Origin of the sequence: Bradyrhizobium sp. 139, from assembly GCF_023074175.1 — a bacterium.
Taxonomy (GTDB): domain Bacteria; phylum Pseudomonadota; class Alphaproteobacteria; order Rhizobiales; family Xanthobacteraceae; genus Bradyrhizobium.
Map to the genome: position 1 here is coordinate 19,158 of NZ_JADPKS010000078.1, position 16,209 is coordinate 35,366.

At 65.0% G+C, this 16,209-nt stretch carries 17 protein-coding genes; 8 read left to right on the top strand and 9 right to left on the bottom strand.

The window, feature by feature from the left end:
- Positions 1 to 19: 19 nt before the first annotated feature.
- Together hutC and IVA80_RS18820 are read right to left on the bottom strand one after the other, a co-directional pair.
- Complete coding sequence (gene hutC, locus IVA80_RS18815; RefSeq protein WP_247433394.1) at positions 20 to 748, bottom strand: histidine utilization repressor; 729 nt, start codon at positions 746 to 748, stop codon at positions 20 to 22.
- Positions 745 to 2,103: a formimidoylglutamate deiminase gene (locus tag IVA80_RS18820; RefSeq protein ID WP_247433397.1), complete on the bottom strand. Its 1,359-nt coding sequence runs from the start codon at positions 2,101 to 2,103 to the stop codon at positions 745 to 747. The genes hutC and IVA80_RS18820 overlap by 4 nt, the downstream gene beginning before the upstream one ends.
- An 83-nt stretch (positions 2,104 to 2,186) precedes the next feature.
- On the opposite strand from IVA80_RS18820, the gene hutI reads away from it, so the two are divergent.
- The 3 genes from hutI to hutU are packed head-to-tail and all read left to right on the top strand — an operon-like array spanning position 2,187 to position 6,640.
- On the top strand, positions 2,187 to 3,401 hold the full coding sequence (gene hutI / locus IVA80_RS18825) for an imidazolonepropionase (protein WP_247433401.1): 1,215 nt from the start codon (positions 2,187 to 2,189) through the stop codon (positions 3,399 to 3,401).
- The gene (gene hutH, locus IVA80_RS18830) at positions 3,398 to 4,957 is read left to right on the top strand and encodes a histidine ammonia-lyase (protein ID WP_247433404.1); all 1,560 of its coding nucleotides are present in this window, start codon (positions 3,398 to 3,400) and stop codon (positions 4,955 to 4,957) included. Before hutI ends, hutH begins: the two co-directional genes overlap by 4 nt.
- 12 nt (positions 4,958 to 4,969) lie before the next feature.
- Positions 4,970 to 6,640, top strand: coding sequence for a urocanate hydratase (gene hutU, locus IVA80_RS18835; RefSeq protein ID WP_247433407.1), 1,671 nt, complete (start codon positions 4,970 to 4,972; stop codon positions 6,638 to 6,640).
- Between the two features lie 181 nt (positions 6,641 to 6,821).
- Here the strand turns inward: hutU and blaBJP are convergent, their stop codons facing one another.
- A complete protein-coding gene (blaBJP, locus tag IVA80_RS18840) occupies positions 6,822 to 7,709 on the bottom strand; it encodes a BJP family subclass B3 metallo-beta-lactamase (RefSeq protein WP_247433410.1) in 888 nt (295 codons plus the stop codon).
- Between the two features lie 263 nt (positions 7,710 to 7,972).
- Here blaBJP and IVA80_RS18845 point away from each other — a divergent pair, with 263 nt between their 5' ends.
- The gene (locus IVA80_RS18845) at positions 7,973 to 9,289 is read left to right on the top strand and encodes an alpha/beta hydrolase-fold protein (protein WP_247433413.1); all 1,317 of its coding nucleotides are present in this window, start codon (positions 7,973 to 7,975) and stop codon (positions 9,287 to 9,289) included.
- A gap of 17 nt (positions 9,290 to 9,306) precedes the next feature.
- Here IVA80_RS18845 and IVA80_RS18850 read toward each other — a convergent pair whose 3' ends face one another.
- The 3 genes from IVA80_RS18850 to IVA80_RS18860 form a co-directional block, all read right to left on the bottom strand.
- Entirely contained in the window at positions 9,307 to 9,552 is a 246-nt protein-coding gene (locus tag IVA80_RS18850; RefSeq protein WP_247433416.1) for a Plug domain-containing protein, read from the bottom strand.
- 89 nt (positions 9,553 to 9,641) lie between these two features.
- Positions 9,642 to 10,622 (bottom strand): hypothetical protein, encoded by a 981-nt coding sequence (locus IVA80_RS18855; RefSeq protein ID WP_247433419.1) that lies wholly within the window; start codon positions 10,620 to 10,622, stop codon positions 9,642 to 9,644.
- Positions 10,623 to 10,846: 224 nt separating this feature from the next.
- Positions 10,847 to 11,119, bottom strand: a complete 273-nt coding sequence (locus tag IVA80_RS18860) for a hypothetical protein (protein ID WP_247433422.1) — start codon at positions 11,117 to 11,119, stop codon at positions 10,847 to 10,849.
- Between the two features lie 176 nt (positions 11,120 to 11,295).
- On the opposite strand from IVA80_RS18860, the gene IVA80_RS18865 reads away from it, so the two are divergent.
- Entirely contained in the window at positions 11,296 to 12,105 is an 810-nt protein-coding gene (locus IVA80_RS18865) for a substrate-binding domain-containing protein (protein WP_247433425.1), read from the top strand.
- On the opposite strand, the gene IVA80_RS18870 is transcribed toward IVA80_RS18865, so the two are convergent.
- The 3 genes from IVA80_RS18870 to IVA80_RS18880 form a co-directional block, all read right to left on the bottom strand.
- The gene (locus IVA80_RS18870) at positions 12,079 to 12,777 is read right to left on the bottom strand and encodes an ABC transporter permease (protein ID WP_247433428.1); all 699 of its coding nucleotides are present in this window, start codon (positions 12,775 to 12,777) and stop codon (positions 12,079 to 12,081) included. The genes IVA80_RS18865 and IVA80_RS18870 overlap by 27 nt on opposite strands.
- The gene (locus tag IVA80_RS18875; protein ID WP_346348003.1) at positions 12,774 to 12,905 is read right to left on the bottom strand and encodes a hypothetical protein; all 132 of its coding nucleotides are present in this window, start codon (positions 12,903 to 12,905) and stop codon (positions 12,774 to 12,776) included. Before IVA80_RS18875 ends, IVA80_RS18870 begins: the two co-directional genes overlap by 4 nt.
- A 222-nt stretch (positions 12,906 to 13,127) precedes the next feature.
- Positions 13,128 to 13,361 carry a hypothetical protein gene (locus tag IVA80_RS18880; protein WP_247433430.1) on the bottom strand — a complete coding sequence of 78 codons (234 nt, stop codon included), beginning with the start codon at positions 13,359 to 13,361 and terminating at the stop codon, positions 13,128 to 13,130.
- A 451-nt stretch (positions 13,362 to 13,812) separates the two neighbouring features.
- Here IVA80_RS18880 and IVA80_RS18885 point away from each other — a divergent pair, with 451 nt between their 5' ends.
- The 3 genes from IVA80_RS18885 to IVA80_RS18895 all read left to right on the top strand — a co-directional run bounded on the left by IVA80_RS18885 (position 13,813) and on the right by IVA80_RS18895 (position 16,203).
- Positions 13,813 to 14,664 carry a 3-hydroxybutyryl-CoA dehydrogenase gene (locus tag IVA80_RS18885; protein WP_247433433.1) on the top strand — a complete coding sequence of 284 codons (852 nt, stop codon included), beginning with the start codon at positions 13,813 to 13,815 and terminating at the stop codon, positions 14,662 to 14,664.
- A gap of 151 nt (positions 14,665 to 14,815) precedes the next feature.
- Positions 14,816 to 15,280: a group III truncated hemoglobin gene (locus tag IVA80_RS18890; protein WP_247433436.1), complete on the top strand. Its 465-nt coding sequence runs from the start codon at positions 14,816 to 14,818 to the stop codon at positions 15,278 to 15,280.
- A gap of 260 nt (positions 15,281 to 15,540) precedes the next feature.
- A complete protein-coding gene (locus IVA80_RS18895; RefSeq protein ID WP_247433439.1) occupies positions 15,541 to 16,203 on the top strand; it encodes a Rieske 2Fe-2S domain-containing protein in 663 nt (220 codons plus the stop codon).
- The last annotated feature ends 6 nt before the right edge of the window (positions 16,204 to 16,209 follow it).

The window sequence follows — 16,209 nt, forward strand, 5'->3', positions numbered from 1 at the left end:
TTGTGCCGACATCGTTCTCTCAACCTCCCTTGAATCGGGCGATAAGGCGGTGAGAGTCACCGGGATAGAGCAGGCGCACCGCCGTGATCGTGCGCGCGCTGCGCCAGGTATAGCGGTCGATCACAAGGCAAGGCGCGCCGACGGCGATGTCGAGCGCCTCAGCCGTGCGATCGTCCGCAACGATAGCGCTGATCGTATGCTCGGCCTCTGTCCATGGAACATGGTGAAGCAGCCACGAGCCGGGCGGCTCACCCGAAAAATCCGCGGTCGCCGCATCCGGCACGGACGCCAGATCGATCAACCTGTCCTCGACGGCAAAAGGCACGCTGTCAGCGCTATGACGGCAGGTGATCGCAACGACCTTGCCGGCCTTCTTGACGCCGAGACGCGCGCGGTCGGCCGCGGTCGCCGCGCGCAGCTTGCGCCCGATCAGCTCGTAGCCGTAGCCGCGGCCGAGCGCGGTGATCTCGGCGCGGATGTCGGCGATCTTGAGCACGGCAGACTGGTGTTGCGGCCGGCGCACGAAGGAGCCGGCACGCCGCCGCCGCTCGATCAGGTCGGCTTGTGCGAGCTCCGACAGCGCCTTGTTCACCGTCATGCGCGAGCAGCCGTAACGCGCGACCAGTTCGTGCTCGAACGGGATGCGATGCCCGGGCGGCCACTCGCCGGTCAGAATTCGCTTTTCAATGTCGGCGCGGATCCGCTTGTAGAGCGTCGGCTGGTCTGGTGTATCGGCGGCGACATTCATGCAACGAGCCTCCGCACCGCAGCGTTGAAGTGTTCGCGCGCGGTCTGTCGCAGTCTGTGCCGTCCGCCTTCGACGACCTTGTGGCCGCCGGCCCAGACGCAATCGATGGCACCGTTGCCGGCGGCAAAGATCCAGCCGTCGATGACGGTATCGCGCAAGCGCCCCGCCAGCGACGGATGTGCTGTGTCGAGCGTGACGATGTCGGCGCGCGCTCCAGGCCGGAGGCCGATCGTCGCCTGTGCCAGCGCTCGTGCACCGCCGGTTAGCGCATGATCGAACAGCGTGCGTCCTGTCGAGCGACCTGCGCCGCTGGAGAGCACGTTGCGCTCGCGGTGCTTCAGCCGCTGGCCGTATTCGAGCTGGCGCAGCTCGTCGGCGACGCCGACCAGCACATTGGAGTCGGTGCCCACACCAAACGCGCCGCCGGCATCAACGAATTCGCGCGCCGGAAAGATGCCGTCGCCGAGGCTTGCTTCCGTGATGGGGCAAAGACCCGCCACCGCGCCAGTCTTCGCTAATGCGGTGACTTCCTCATCCGTCGTGTGGGTGGCGTGAATGAGGCACCAGCGTCGATCGATGGGCGCGTGCTCCAGCAGCCATTGCACCGGTCGCTGTCCCGACCAGGCCAGGCAATCCTCGACTTCTTTCACCTGCTCGGCGGCGTGAATGTGCACCGGTCCGTCATCCGCGAGCGGAATGATCGCCGCGAGCTCGCCCGGCGTCACCGCGCGTAGGCTATGCGGCGCGATGCCGATATTGGCACCCGGCAACTTGCTGATCGCCTTGCGCGAGGCGCTCATCAGCGCGGCGAATTGATCGACCGAGCAAATGAAGCGGCGCTGGCCGGCGTGCGGTGCCGCGCCACCGAAGGAGCCATGCGCATAAAAACTCGGCAGCAGCGTCAGCGCAATGCTTGAGGCTTCGGCAGCCTGCGCAATGCGTGCGGCCATTTCGCCGATATCCGCGTAGGGAGATCCGTCGCGATCGTGATGCAGATAATGGAATTCGCCGACGCGGGTAAAACCCTGCTCCAGCATCTCGACATACAGCAGCGTCGCGACGGCGGCGATGTCGTCCGGTGTCATCGCGAGCGCAAAGCGGTACATCGCCTCGCGCCAGGTCCAGAACGTATCGGTGCTGTCGCCGCGCAGCTCGGCAAGTCCCGCCATGCCGCGCTGAAAGGCGTGGCTGTGCAGGCTCGTCAATCCCGGAAGCGCGATTCCGTGGCGCTCATCGCCCGCGGCCGGCGCCACGCCCGGCGTCACTTCGGCGATCGCGCCGGCGGTGATCACCACCTGCACGTCATTGGCCCAGCCCGAAGGCAGGAGCGCGGAGGCGAAATGCAGTCGGGTCATGCTTACACGCCGGCTGGACAGAACCGTCCCAACGATTATATGTCTAGACATATAAGTCAAGCATCCCACGAAGGGACCGTTGCATGGCAGAGCGCTTCGATCGGATTTGGTACAATGCCCGGCTCGCCACACTGCGGGCCGACCGTCCCGACCTCGGCGAGATCGAGCATAGCGTGATCGCCGCGCGCGGCGGCCACATTGTCTATGCAGGCGCAGCGACGGATTTTCCTGCCGATGCAGACGCGATCAAGCGCATCGATTGCGAGGGACGCTGGATTACGCCCGGCCTCGTCGATTGCCACACCCATCTCGTCTATGGCGGTAACCGCGCACATGAATTCGAGCTGCGCCTGAAGGGCGCGAGCTACGAGGAGATCGCACGCGCCGGCGGCGGCATCGTCTCGACGGTGGCCGCGACCCGCAAGGCAAGCGAGGCGGAGCTCGCCGCAAGCGCGCTGCCGCGGCTCGACGCACTGATCGGCGAAGGCGCCACCACGATCGAGATCAAGTCCGGCTATGGCCTCGACGCCAAGACCGAGATGCGGCAGCTCTCCGCCGCGCGCAGTCTCGGCCGTCAACGACCCGTTGCGATTCGCACCTCCTTCCTCGGTGCGCACGCGCTGCCGCCAGAGGCTGATGGCGACAAGGACCAATACATCGATCTCGTGTGCAAGGAGATGTTGCCGGCTGTCGCAAAGGCGGGCCTCGCCGATGCGGTCGATGCCTTCATGGAGGGTATCGCCTTCTCGGGCGAGCAGACGGCGCGCGTGTTCGAGACGGCGAGGGGGCTGGGGCTGCCGATCAAGCTCCACGCCGACCAATTGTCAAACCTCGGCGGAGCGGCGCTTGCCGCAAAATTCTCGGCGCTCTCCGCCGATCACCTCGAGCACGCCGATGAAGCCGGCGCGGCCGCGATGGCCAAGGCTGGAACTGTGGCTGTGCTGCTGCCGGGCGCCTTCTATTTCATTCGCGAGACGCAGAAGCCTCCAGTGGAGGCGTTCCGCAAGCACGGCGTCCACATTGCGCTCGCGAGCGACTGCAATCCCGGCAGCTCCCCGCTGACCTCGCTCCTGCTCACGATGAACATGGGTGCGACGCTGTTCCGGATGACGGTGGCCGAATGCCTTGCCGGTGTCACCCGCGAAGGTGCGCGAGCGCTCGGCATGCTGGATGAGATCGGCACGTTAGAGGCCGGCAAATGGTGCGATCTCGCGATCTGGGACATCGAGCGACCGGCCGAGCTCGTCTACCGCATCGGCTTCAATCCGCTGCATCGCCGGATATGGAGGGGGCAGTGACGGAGCAGGGCGCAGCGATCGTCGTCAAGCCGGGAGCGGTCAGCCTCGATGATCTCGCGCGCATGCTTGCAGGGCAATCCGTGGTGCTCGATCCGTCGTTCTGGCCGCGCGTCGAGGCGGCGGCGGAGATCGTTGCAAACGCCGCACGAGCCGACGTCCCCGTCTATGGGATCAATACCGGGTTCGGAAAGCTGGCGTCGAAACGCATTCCGCCCGACCAGACCGCGCTGCTCCAGCGCAACCTCATCGTCTCGCATTGCTGCGGCGTCGGCCCGGCGACGCCCGAGCCGATCGTCCGTTTGATGATGGCGCTGAAGATCGTCTCGCTCGGCCGCGGGGCCTCCGGCGTGCGCCGCGAGTTGATCGAGAAGTTGCAGGCCATGCTGGCGCGGCGCGTCTATCCGCTGGTGCCGCAGCAGGGCTCGGTCGGTGCCTCCGGCGATCTCGCCCCGCTGGCGCACATGACCGCGGTGATGATCGGTGAGGGGCAGGCGATCGTCGATGGCAAGACCGTCTCCGGCAGCGAGGCACTCGCCGTCGCCGGTCTTGCGCCGCTAACGCTCGGCCCCAAGGAAGGCCTCGCACTGATCAACGGGACGCAGTTCTCGACCGCCTATGCCGTCTCCGGCGTGCTGCGTGCGTTTCGCCTGGCCCGTGCCGCGCTCGTCACCGGCGCTCTGTCGGTGGATGCGGCGATGGCGTCGACGGCGCCGTTTCGCCCCGAAATTCAGGTGCTGCGCGGACATCCCGGTCAGATCGCTGCCGCCGCGACGTTGACCGCGTTGCTCGACGGCAGCGATATCAGGTCGTCGCATCTCGAAGGCGACGAGCGCGTGCAGGATCCCTATTGCCTGCGTTGCCAGCCGCAGGTCGCGGGTGCTGCGCTCGACCTGATCACGCAGGCCGCGCGCACGCTGGTCGTCGAGGCCAATGCCGTCACCGATAATCCGCTCGTCCTGGTCGAGACCGGCGAGATCGTCTCCGGCGGTAATTTTCACGCCGAGCCGGTGGCCTTTGCGGCGGACGCCATCGCGCTCGCGCTGTCGGAGATCGGCGCAATCAGCGAGCGGCGCATCGCGACGCTGGTCGATCCGGCGCTGAACTTCGGGCTGCCGCCGTTCCTCACGCCCGATCCCGGCATCAATTCCGGCTTCATGATCGCGGAGGTCACGGCCGCCGCGCTCTACGCCGAGAACAAGCAGCGTGCGGCTGCCTGCTCGATCGATTCGACGCCGACCAGCGCCAATCAGGAAGACCATGTCTCGATGGCTGCGCATGCCGCGCGTCGGCTGTCGGACATGGCGGACAATCTCGCCACCATCCTCGGCATCGAGCTCCTGGTCGCAGCACAGGGCATCACACTGCGTGCGCCGCATGCGACCAGCGCGCCACTCGTTGCCGTCATCGCCGCGTTGCGCGAACAGGTGCCCGCGCTCGGTGCCGACCGCTACATGGCGGATGATCTCGCAAAAGCAGCCGCGCTGATCGAAACCGACGCGCTGCCAGCCACAGCGATCGCCGCACTTCCGGCAGATCCGTTTCCGCGACTTGGATAAAGAGGTTTTCGCATGAACCGCCGACTGGACAATGACCGCACCATCCGCGCCCCTCGCGGCAGCGAGATCAGCGCCAAGAGCTGGCTGACGGAAGCGCCGCTCCGCATGCTGATGAACAATCTCGACCCGGAGGTCGCGGAGCGCCCGAGCGAGCTGGTCGTCTATGGCGGCATCGGCCGCGCCGCGCGCGATTGGGAGAGTTTTGACCGGATCGTTGCTTCGCTGCGCAAGCTCGAGGACGACCAGACGCTGCTGGTGCAGTCCGGCAAGCCGGTCGGCGTCTTCCGCACCCATGCGGATGCCCCACGGGTGCTGATCGCGAATTCCAACTTGGTGCCGCACTGGGCGACGCTCGATCATTTCAACGAGCTCGATCGCCAGGGCCTGATGATGTACGGCCAGATGACGGCGGGCTCCTGGATCTATATCGGCAGCCAAGGCATCGTGCAGGGCACTTACGAGACCTTTGTCGAGGTCGGCCGGCGGCATTATGGCGGCAGCCTTGCCGGCAAATGGATTCTCACCGCGGGTCTCGGAGGGATGGGTGGCGCGCAGCCGTTGGCCGCGATCATGGCCGGGGCCTCGATGCTGGCGGTCGAATGCCAGCCGAGCCGCATCGAGATGCGGCTGCGTACAGGCTATCTCGATCGCCAGGCCGCGACGCTCGACGAAGCGCTTGCGATCATGGAAGAGGCCGCAAAGACGAAGAAGGCGATCTCGGTCGGTCTGCTCGGCAATGCCGCGGAGGTCTTTCCGGAGCTGGTGCGCCGCGGCGTCAAGCCCGACATCGTCACCGATCAGACCAGCGCGCATGATCCGATCAACGGCTACTTGCCGAAAGGCTGGACGCTCGCCGATTGGGAGGCCAAGCGCGCCGCCGATCCGAAGGCAGTCGAGCGGGCCTCAAAAACCTCGATGGTCGAGCACGTCCAGGCGATGCTGGATTTCCACGCGCAGGGCATTCCGACGCTCGACTACGGCAACAACATCCGCCAGATGGCGCAGGACATGGGCCTGAACAACGCGTTCGATTTTCCTGGGTTCGTTCCCGCCTATATCCGTCCCTTGTTCTGCCGCGGCGTCGGGCCGTTCCGCTGGGCCGCCCTGTCGGGTGACGCTGAAGACATCTTCAAGACCGACGCCAAGGTCAAGGAGCTGATGCCTGATGACAAGCATCTGCACAATTGGCTCGATATGGCCAAGGAGCGCATCAAGTTCCAGGGCCTGCCGGCGCGGATCTGCTGGGTCGGCCTCGGCGACCGAGATCGCCTGGGTCTGGCTTTCAACGAGATGGTGGCACGCGGCGAATTGAAGGCACCCATCGTGATCGGCCGCGATCATCTCGACAGCGGCTCGGTGGCAAGCCCCAACCGCGAGACCGAGGCGATGAAGGACGGTTCGGACGCCGTGTCCGACTGGCCCTTGCTCAACGCGCTGCTCAATTGCGCCAGCGGCGCGACCTGGGTGTCGCTGCATCATGGCGGCGGCGTCGGCATCGGTTATTCCCAGCATGCCGGCATGGTGATCGTCGCCGACGGCACGCCGGAAGCGGCGAAGCGGATCGAGCGCGTGCTCTGGAACGATCCCGCGAGCGGCGTCATGCGTCACGCGGATGCGGGCTACGACACCGCGATTGAGTGCGCCCGCACCAGCGGGCTCGACCTGCCGAGTCTGGCGAAGTAGCCGCGCGTCTTTCTTTCGACCTCTCCCGTAGGGAGAGGTCGGATCATATCGACAGATGCGATCCGGGTGAGGGCCTACGGTCTCACTGCCCGGCTAACCATGTGCGTCGGTGACGGCGGTGCAGCCTATTGCCGCATGGTCCACCTCTTGCCGCTGGGAAAGGTGGAGCGCGCGAACCGCATCACTTCACGGTCTGGAGCGCCGCTGTCTGCTTGGCAAGCTGTTTGTCGAACTCCTCCGACAGGCTTGTTGCGTAGGTTGCGAGTTCGCCCGGCTTGACGAACGGGTTCGGTGCGCCGTCCTTCATCTCCGCACGTTTTGCCTGCATGCCATACACGTCCGGATGCGGCCCGAGCAGCACGTCGATCTTCATCGCCTTCACCTTGGCGTAGGTCGCGCGGTAGTCGTCGACGATGCCGGCATGGGTCGGCTGGCCGACGAGCCGGTTCAGTGCCACCGTGCCGCTGCAGAAGAACAGCACTTCGCGGTCCTGATTGCCATCCTTGACGGTCATCTCCCAGCTCGTGCAGCCCGGCGAGTGGCCGGGCGTGGCGTGCGCCGTCAGCGTGGTGTCGCCGAGCGTGACCTTGTCGCCTTCCTTGACGGCGCGATCGACCTTGACCGCGGGAAAGGCGAGATCTTGGTTTTTCTCGTCACCGGGATAGTAGCCGCCTTCGAGCAGCGGCTTGTCGCGCTCGCCGGCCACGAGCTGCGCGCCGGTCTCCTTCTTGATTTCGGCGAAACCGCCGGTGTGGTCGAAATGCGCGTGGGTGTTGAGGATGACCTTGATGTCCGCGACCTTGAGGCCGAGCTTTGCGATGTTGTCCTTGATCATGCCGGTCGACTCCGGAAGCGCCGTATCCATCAGGATCAGGCCTTGCGAGGTCTTGATGACGTAGACGGCAATGCCGTCGGTGCCGACGTAGTAGATGTTGCCGATCAGCTGGAACGGCTCGAACGGCGTGGTCCATTTCTTGGTGACCGCTGCCAGGAAGTCCTTGACGGTCTGCGCCTGGGCGCCGGTTGCGAAGAACGCCAATGCACACAGCGCGGCGGTAAGCTTTTTCATAGTTTGTCTCCCAGATTGTTCTTGTCGTTTTGATCGGGCGCGGACTTTGCGCTGCCGGCCGGCAAGCTACGTCGCGCGAGGTGCGGCAGCAACGGCTACATGTTCGGAAATTTGGCGACAGGCGCGGAATAACGGTGCCTGTCTGGTTTAAGCATGGCGGCCATTGCTGCAACGCAGCCGCCGGGCGTTTGACCGCGCGCAGGCGGCTCGTCATACTTTGCGTCAAGACGAGCCAGAAAGACTCGTCAGCGCCGGGAGCTAAAATGGCCAATTCATTCTCCGTCCTTGCGGCGACGCTGATTTCCGTCGTCTCCTTCACTTCGATCGCCTTCTCGCAGCCGGCCTGCGTCACGCAGAACATGGCCGTGCCGCCTGGGGCCAACACGGCCGACAAGGCGGCACCGTTCTTCATCGATACGACGGGTCTCGACTTCAAGACGGTGCCTCCGACACGCGATCCTTCCAATCCCAATTATCCGCGCGCGACCGAGCTGCCGGACGGAACGCTGCCGCCACCGGGGGCCGAGGGCAATTTTATTATCGGCCCCACCCACAATCCTGCGCCTGAGACGATCGCGAAGGAGGGTGTGCCGCACGGGACGACAAAATCCTTCACGCTGACGTCGAAAGAGAGCACCATCTATAATCCCGGCCTGATCCGCGACGACGTCGCCGGTTGCACCAATTCCTCGATCATGACGACCGTCACAGCGGCCGGCGACAAGTCGCACATGATCGTCACCACCAGCCATCCTGGCGTCTGGTCGCGCACGATCGATGTCTACGTGCCGGCGCAATATGTGCGCGGCACCGCGGCGCCGTTCATCGTGGTTGGCGACGGCGGCTCCAATGCCTACAAAGATCTTGCCACCACGCTCGATAATCTGATCGCGCAGCGCCGCGTGCCGCCAATGATCGCGATCCAGATCGGCAATGGCGGCCAGGATGCGCAGGGCAGCCAGCGCGGCCGCGAATATGACGCGGTATCAGGCGCCTACGCGCAGTTCGTCGAGCGCGAGGTGCTGCCGCTGGTCGAGAAGAACGCTGACGTCAACCTGACCCAAAATCCTGACGGGCGCGCGACCATGGGGCTGAGCTCGAGCGGGGCTGCGGCCTTCACCATGGCGTGGTTCTATCCCAATCTCTATCGCCGCGTGCTGGCCTTCTCGCCGACCATGGTCAACCAGCAATGGCCGCACGATCCGTCGCTGCGTGGCGGCGCCTGGGAATATCACAGCGCTTGGACGGGCCCGACCGGACCGAATCTCATATCCAAGGCCGGCGTGCTCACGCCGGCCGAGCCGCCCGGCGTGCCGCTGATCGTCGCCGCGCCGGCGAAACCGATCCGCTTCTGGTTTTTCGGCGGCGACCAGGACCTGTTCTATCCGAACCCCACCATCCCCGACGGCATGCACGATTGGACCCTCTCGAACGCGCTGATGGCGAAGGTGCTGGCGGAGAAGGGCTACCACTACCAGTTCCTGTTCGTGCGCAACGCCAAGCACGTCGACCGGCCGACGATCGCACAAACGCTGCCGTCGGCGCTGGAGTGGGTCTGGAAGGGCTATCCTACTCCCTGAGTGCCACGCGCGGGATACTAGCGCCCGATCGTCACGCCGGCGGTCGAGCGCATGGCGTCCTTGAGGCTCCTCGCGTTCATGTCGTCGAGGATCTGACGCGTCAGCACGCTGGTCTGGCCGGGCGTGTTGAGGATCGTCTCGCCGCGCGAGGAGGAGAGCCGGTCGGCCTTGTAGGCCGCCGCCGGATCGGTGGCGGGCGTGTTGCGCGGCCGTTTGCTGGAGGCCGCAAAGGCCCCTTGCAAGATGCAGAGGGCAGCGATCACGATCAGCCGCAATGATCTTCGGGCATGCGACCTCCCATATCCAAGGCGTCAGCCTAGCATATTGCGGGCATCGTCGCAGGCGAAAAGGGTCAGGCGAGAGCGGCCTGGCGTTCCCGTACCGGCTCGCGGGTCCGGTCGGGGTTACGCGCCTCGGCGAGCCGGGTAAAGCTGCGGTGACCCGCCGGCGCGGGCGCCTCGACGATGACGCCCTCGCAGACGATCTGCCCGCCCAGCATTCTGAATTCGAGCTTGTCGTAGCGTGGCATGGTCTCGCCGGACGCGGGCGGCAGCAGCTCGACACGGCCCTGGATGTTCAGCGTGGCATCGCCGGTGCCGTGAAGCCGCGGATTCCACATCCTGATCCCGGTCTCCGCCCAGCGTTGCCGGATCAGCGTGGCGCGATCGACGGGCTCCATGACCTTTGCGCGCGTCTTGGGCGCGCTGGTGATCACCGGAGCGGGAGACACGAGGATCGGCTCCGGCGCGACATTCGTGATGACGCTCGGTGTGCCGGCAGAAGAATCGTCCGCAGCGATCACTGCGACCGGGGCAGCATCGTTGGCCGGATCCACGACAACGTCAGAGGAGGGATCGTCGTTGACGATAAGAACGGGGGCATCAACCGCGGCACTCGCGACGTCGACAGACCAGACCGGTGCCTCCTCCGCGATGACGAGGTCAACGCTCGTCGCGAGCTCCGCAGCCGGATCGTTGCCGATGAGTTCAGCGGCATCGACCGGCTCGACCTCTGTCGACGTCTGCCGGGATGCATCGTCGCTGACGTCGATATCAGTTGGCGCGGCCGACGGGCTCTCTGCGATGACAGAGATAGCGGTGTCGTCCTCGCCGACAGGAGCCGTGATGTCGGCATCGCAGTGCGACGGATGGGCGCTGATGCTGCTGTCGAGAGCCGGAGCGGCTTCTGTGGTGTCGGCCACGATCGCACATGAGTCGTCGGCGGTGCGGACGGCATCGTCGATGCTGCCGCTGTGCGGCAAGGGCCGAAGCCGGCTAAACGCCCATTTCACCGCGGGGATGCGGCGCAGCAACGATATCAGTCTCGAAAGCACTGGGAGTTGTCCAACGGGTACTCGGCGTGAGGCAATCGCTGATTCGCCAGCAATGCAAAAACTGCCCCGGCCGTCACCTTGGTGTCAATGCAGGTGGGACCAATTGCAGAACATACGCGCACCCACCGCGCGCGGGAAAGGGCGACGCTGCTGACTGGCCTTCGGGCCGCCTTGTCGAGAGAGGGGACGACCGTCCCCTCGCGAAATTTCTGGGCTATGCCGGCCTACTTCCCGGAGCCCGCCCCGCCGCCGGCCTGGCTACCCATGTTGTTGGTGTTGCTGCCACCTGCGCTCGGAGGCTGCGTGCCCTTGCTGCTGCCGGCCTCGTTCTGCATGTTCGACGACTTGCCCGTCGTCATGCCCTTGGTCGCGGGGCCTCGCGACGATTGACCGACGTCGCCCTGACCGGAGGCGCCCGGGGCGGGCTGTGTCTGTGCGAAAGCGCTGCCAGTTGCCAGCGCCATGACGCAGGCGGAGACCAAGATGATCTTCTTCATTACATTCTCCTTCAAATTCACCATCGTGACAACCTGCCCGCGGAGACGACGTTCCTATGCGGTGGCTCGGCCGCGATCGCCTCGCGACAAGTTGTGCTGCCCCGATGGTCGGGGTTTCCTGCGCCATTCGCCCAAGGTAATTTGGAACGCCCGGGATCCGCTATGAGGACGACGCAATGAGGAAGCTTGCCGCCATCGCAGCGGTTCTGGTCTGGTCGACTTGCGCGTTCGCGCAGGACCGCACCATCACGGTGGCCTCGACGACGTCGACGGAACAGTCGGGCCTGTTCGGTTACCTGCTGCCGCTATTCTCGAAGGCGCAGGGCATCGACGTGAAGGTCGTTGCCGTCGGCACCGGCCAGGCGCTTGACATCGGGCGGCGGGGCGATGCCGACGTGGTGTTCGTCCATGACCGGCCTGCCGAGGACGTGTTCATGTCCGAAGGGCAGGGCGTGAAGCGCTTCGACGTGATGTACAACGACTTCGTCATCGTCGGGCCGAAGAGCGACCCGGCAAGGATCGCCGGCGGCAAGGACGTCACTGATGCGCTGCGCAAGATCGCGGTGGCAAAGGCGCCGTTCATCTCTCGCGGCGACAAATCGGGCACGCATGCGGCCGAGCTGAGATTGTGGAAGGAGGCGGGCGTCGATATCGGTGCCGGCAAGGACAGCTGGTACCGCGAGATCGGCCAGGGCATGGGTCCGGCGCTGAACATGGCCTCGTCGTCGAACGCCTATCTTCTGTCCGACCGCGGCACGTGGCTGTCGTTCAAGAACCGCGGCGAGCTTGCCGTCCTGACCGAGGGCGACAAGCGGCTGTTCAACCAGTACGGCGTCATGCTGGTGAACCCGGCGACGCATGCGAATGTGAAGGCGAAGGATGGACAGGCCTTCATCGATTGGCTGGTCTCGCCGAAGGGGCAGGATGCGATCGCCGGCTACAAGGTTGGCGGGGAGCAGCTATTTTTCCCCAACGCGTCCCACTAGCAGGAAGGCGACGGTCGAGACCGCCACGCTGAGCGCGAGCAGGATCAGCCCGAGGCCGAGCGCCAGCGGCAGGTCGCCCTTGCTGGTTTCCAGCGCGATGGCCGTCGTCATCGTGCGCGTGAAGCCGCGGATGTTGCCGCCGACGATGATGATGGCGCCGACCTCGGCGATCGCGCGCCCGAACGCTGCGAGAAAAGCCGTCAGCAGCGAGGTCCGGCCGAGCGCGAACAGCAGGCCGATGCTGCGCAGCACCGACAGTCCGTCGATCCGCGCCAGATCGCCATACTCGGACCACAGCAGGCTCGCCGGCCTATGCACCAGCGCCACCACGATCGGTGTGGCGAGCAGCGTCTGCGCGATCACCATGGCCGTCGGCGTGAACAACAGGCCGGCTACGCCGAGCGGGCCCGACCGCGACAGCAGAAGATAGAGCGCAAGTCCGACCACGACTGGCGGAAGGCCGAGCAGGGCATTGGTCAGAACGATAATGACCTGCCGACCGCGGAAACGGGTGATCGCAAGCAGAGCGCCGAACGGCGCGCCGATCAGCAGCGCGAGGATGCTGGCGGTCAGGCTGACACGAACCGACAATGCGACGATGCCGAGGAGCTCGGCGTCGGCCTCGCCGATCAGCGCGAAGGCTGCGCCAATGGATCGCGCGAAATCGTTCATCCGGCCTGACGCTGTTGTGTCGGCAACAGATCGAGCACCAGTTCGCAGGTGCGCCAGAGTCTAACGCTCTTCGGCCTCACCACGATCGGCCGCTTGATCGGGATCGGATGCGCCATCACCGCGGTCATTCGAAAGTCCCCCTCACCCAGCAGCATGTTGGCTGCTTCTCATGGATCCTCTCGCATTCCCGCCGCTGCGAGCCGGCAACAGGCCTCTTGCCGACTAAATCACGATTCACAGCGGAATTTCCAGACGGATCGAGGTGCCCCTGTCCGCGGGATACACCGGCGAACCGCTCGCCGTCTAGTCGGGAGCGGTTCGCCGAGCGGTGGTCCTTGGATCGTCCAGCCTCAGCGCTTAGCCGACGCCGAGACCGCGGGTGCAATTTCGATGCTCTGCCGCCAGTAGCGCTCGATCTGGTCGATCATCACAGCATTTGCGGATCGCATCAGCGCCGGGGTGATGAGTTCAATTGCCTTCATTGTCGCTGCCATTTCTTGTTCTGTGTTGGCGATGGCAGAGACCCCGGCTTTGCTGATCGGCGCGTCGGGTCGATTTTCGGCGTCGCGTCCTGCGTGATTCAACTCGCCTCCGCCATTGGCCCAGGCTTCTATGGTTTACTCCATGATCGCTCGGGGAGCTATCGAGCGCCGCTGTTGATCGCTGCGTTGATGGACGCGGTTGCGGCGGCCGTCGTCATGTTGGGGCGGTCAGGTGGCACGGGAGCAATTGGTCCCGACCGAAAATGAATTCGGCTCCAAGGAGGGCACCCGTGTCGCGCAAACCGCAGTCGCGGAAACGGTCTCGCGGCGTGTTTCGCCCGAGTTTTTGCGTCTCGTCCCGCCCTCGCAAGTGCCGAGAGCGCCAGATCATGCCGTTCGCGCCCGAAAGGCGGCTTTATTCCCGCCTCGGATGCTTTAAGGAAGGGGCAGGATCAGGTCGCACCTAGCCGGTGGCGGTGCTAGACCCTGATGCCGGAACAATGGGGCCGGGCCGGTGCTGGCACGGGCCGCAGGATGAGAAGGATGTGAAGCAATGATCAACACCGTTGGCATCATCGGGGCAGGGACCATGGGGAATGGCATCGCGCAGATTTCTGCAGCGGCCGGACTCTCGGTCGTCATGGTCGACATTTCCGATGCGGCGGTGAACCGCGGGCTGTCGACCGTTGGCGGCAGCCTCGAGCGCCTGGTCAAGAAAGAGAAGATGTCGGCGACCGATCGCGAGGCGACGCTCAAGCGCATCACCGGCACGACCGACCGGGCGAAGCTCGCCGATTGCGACCTCGTCATCGAGGCCGCGACCGAGAACGAGGAGCTCAAGGTCAAGATCCTGAAGGACCTCTGCGCCACGCTGTCGCCGCGCACGCTGGTCGCGACCAACACCTCCTCGATCTCGATCACGAAACTCGCCGCGGCGACTGACCGCCCCGACCGTTTCATCGGCATGCATTTCTTCAACCCGGTGCCGGTGATGGCGCTGCTGGAACTCATCCGCGGTTTGCAGACTTCCGACGACACTCATGCCAAGGCGCTCGATTTCGCCCAGCGCGTCGGCAAGGTGGCGATCACGGCCAAGAACAGCCCCGGCTTCGCCGTCAACCGCATCCTGTGCCCGATGATCAACGAGGCCATCTTCGCGCTCCAGGAGGGGATCGCGACGGCGGAAGAGATCGATGCCGGCATGAAGCTCGGCTGCAATCATCCGATCGGGCCGCTGGCGCTTGCCGACCTCGTCGGGCTCGACACCATGCTTTCGGTGATGGAGGTCTTTTATAAAGGCTTCAACGATCCTAAATATCGGCCAGCGCCGCTGCTCAAAGAGATGGTCGATGCCGGTCATCTCGGCCGCAAGACCGGGCAGGGCTTCTACACCTATAGCGCCTGATCAAGGCATCGGCGGCGGGCACTAGAAATCACGAGAAATAGCGTCCGCTGCCAGATCCCGCAATTTGCGCTGCGACAAAGACGCCGTGCGCAATTGGCCCGACAATGTCGAACGGGCGGCCTGCGGGGCCAACGGAACGGAAAATAAGGACATGTCGGATCGACTGAAGGCGGAGCGTGAGGCGGCGGCCGCACGGCGGAATCTGCTCACCCGGGACGCGATCGAGCGCACCGGGATCACCGAGGAGATGATCGCGGAACTCGTCACCCGCTTCTACGGACGCGTGCGCGAGGATGCGCTGCTGGGGCCGGTCTTTGCGATCGTGCAGAATTGGGACGAGCATCTCGCCAAGCTCAGGGATTTCTGGGCGTCGGTCGTGCTGATGAGCGGCCGCTATCATGGTTCGCCGATGCGGGCGCATATGCCGCTCAGCCTGGTCGGCGATCATTTCGACCGCTGGCTCGATCTGTTCGAACAGACCGCGCGCGAGATCTGCCCGCCGCCGGCGGCGGCGCTCTTCATCGACAAGGCGCGTCGCATCGCCGACAGTTTTGAAATGGCGTCGGCGACCATCGCCGGGCGCATCGCTTCGCCGCGTCACGTGCTCCGGTCCTGACGGCCGGCCGGCCCACAGACGTGCAGCTTTATTGTTTCGAAGTTGCGCAGCGCGGCCAATAACGCGCTGCACCAATTCCTACATCATCGGTCTGATCTGCAAAATCATCATGCTGATCGCGCGATGCGACGTTGCAATTGCAAATATGCGCTGAAAAGCGTTCATTTACATTCAATCAAAGCGAGCAAAGACATATTGATGCGCTGCGGCGCCAATTCTCCGCCTTTTTTTCGGCAGAGTTCCAGCGCCTGCTGGTGTGCATGTCGCGCGCATCGTTCAATCCCACTCCCTCATCATCCTCATCGTCCGAGAGCACTGCCGAACCTGAAGTGGACGCGGGCACGGAGCAGACGCGGCGAACGCTGCTGCTTGGCGCGCTCGCCACGACCGCCTGCCTTGGTTGTTCCACGCAGACGCGCGCGGGCGAAGATCCGCCAGGCTCCGACGAACGTCCGCAGAAGGGCGACCTGCTCGTCTTCTCCGAGGGTGATCAGGAAGGAAAACTCATCACCGCGGCCGATCTTCCGGCCGGTGGACCGCCGGTCCATGCCTGGCCGAAGGATCCCAACACCTCGGTGGTGCGCAGCGCCTCCCGCCTCAACGAGATCCTGATCATCCGGCTCGATCCCGCCGAGCTCGACGAGAAGACCGGCGCGCGTGCCGTCGACGGCATCCTCGCCTATTCGGCGATCTGTTCGCATGCCGGCTGTCCGGTCACCGCCTGGGTCAAGAGCGATGCCGGCGACAAGGAGGTGTTCAAGTGCATGTGTCACAACTCCGAATACGATCCGCGCGCGGGCGCGCAGGTCGTGTTCGGGCCGGCGCCACGGCGGCTCGCGGCGCTGCCGCTGGCGCTCGCTGACGGTTCGCTCAGCGTCGCCGGCAACTTCATCGGAAAGGTAGGTGGCGCGCAGCCAGGATGACGGACG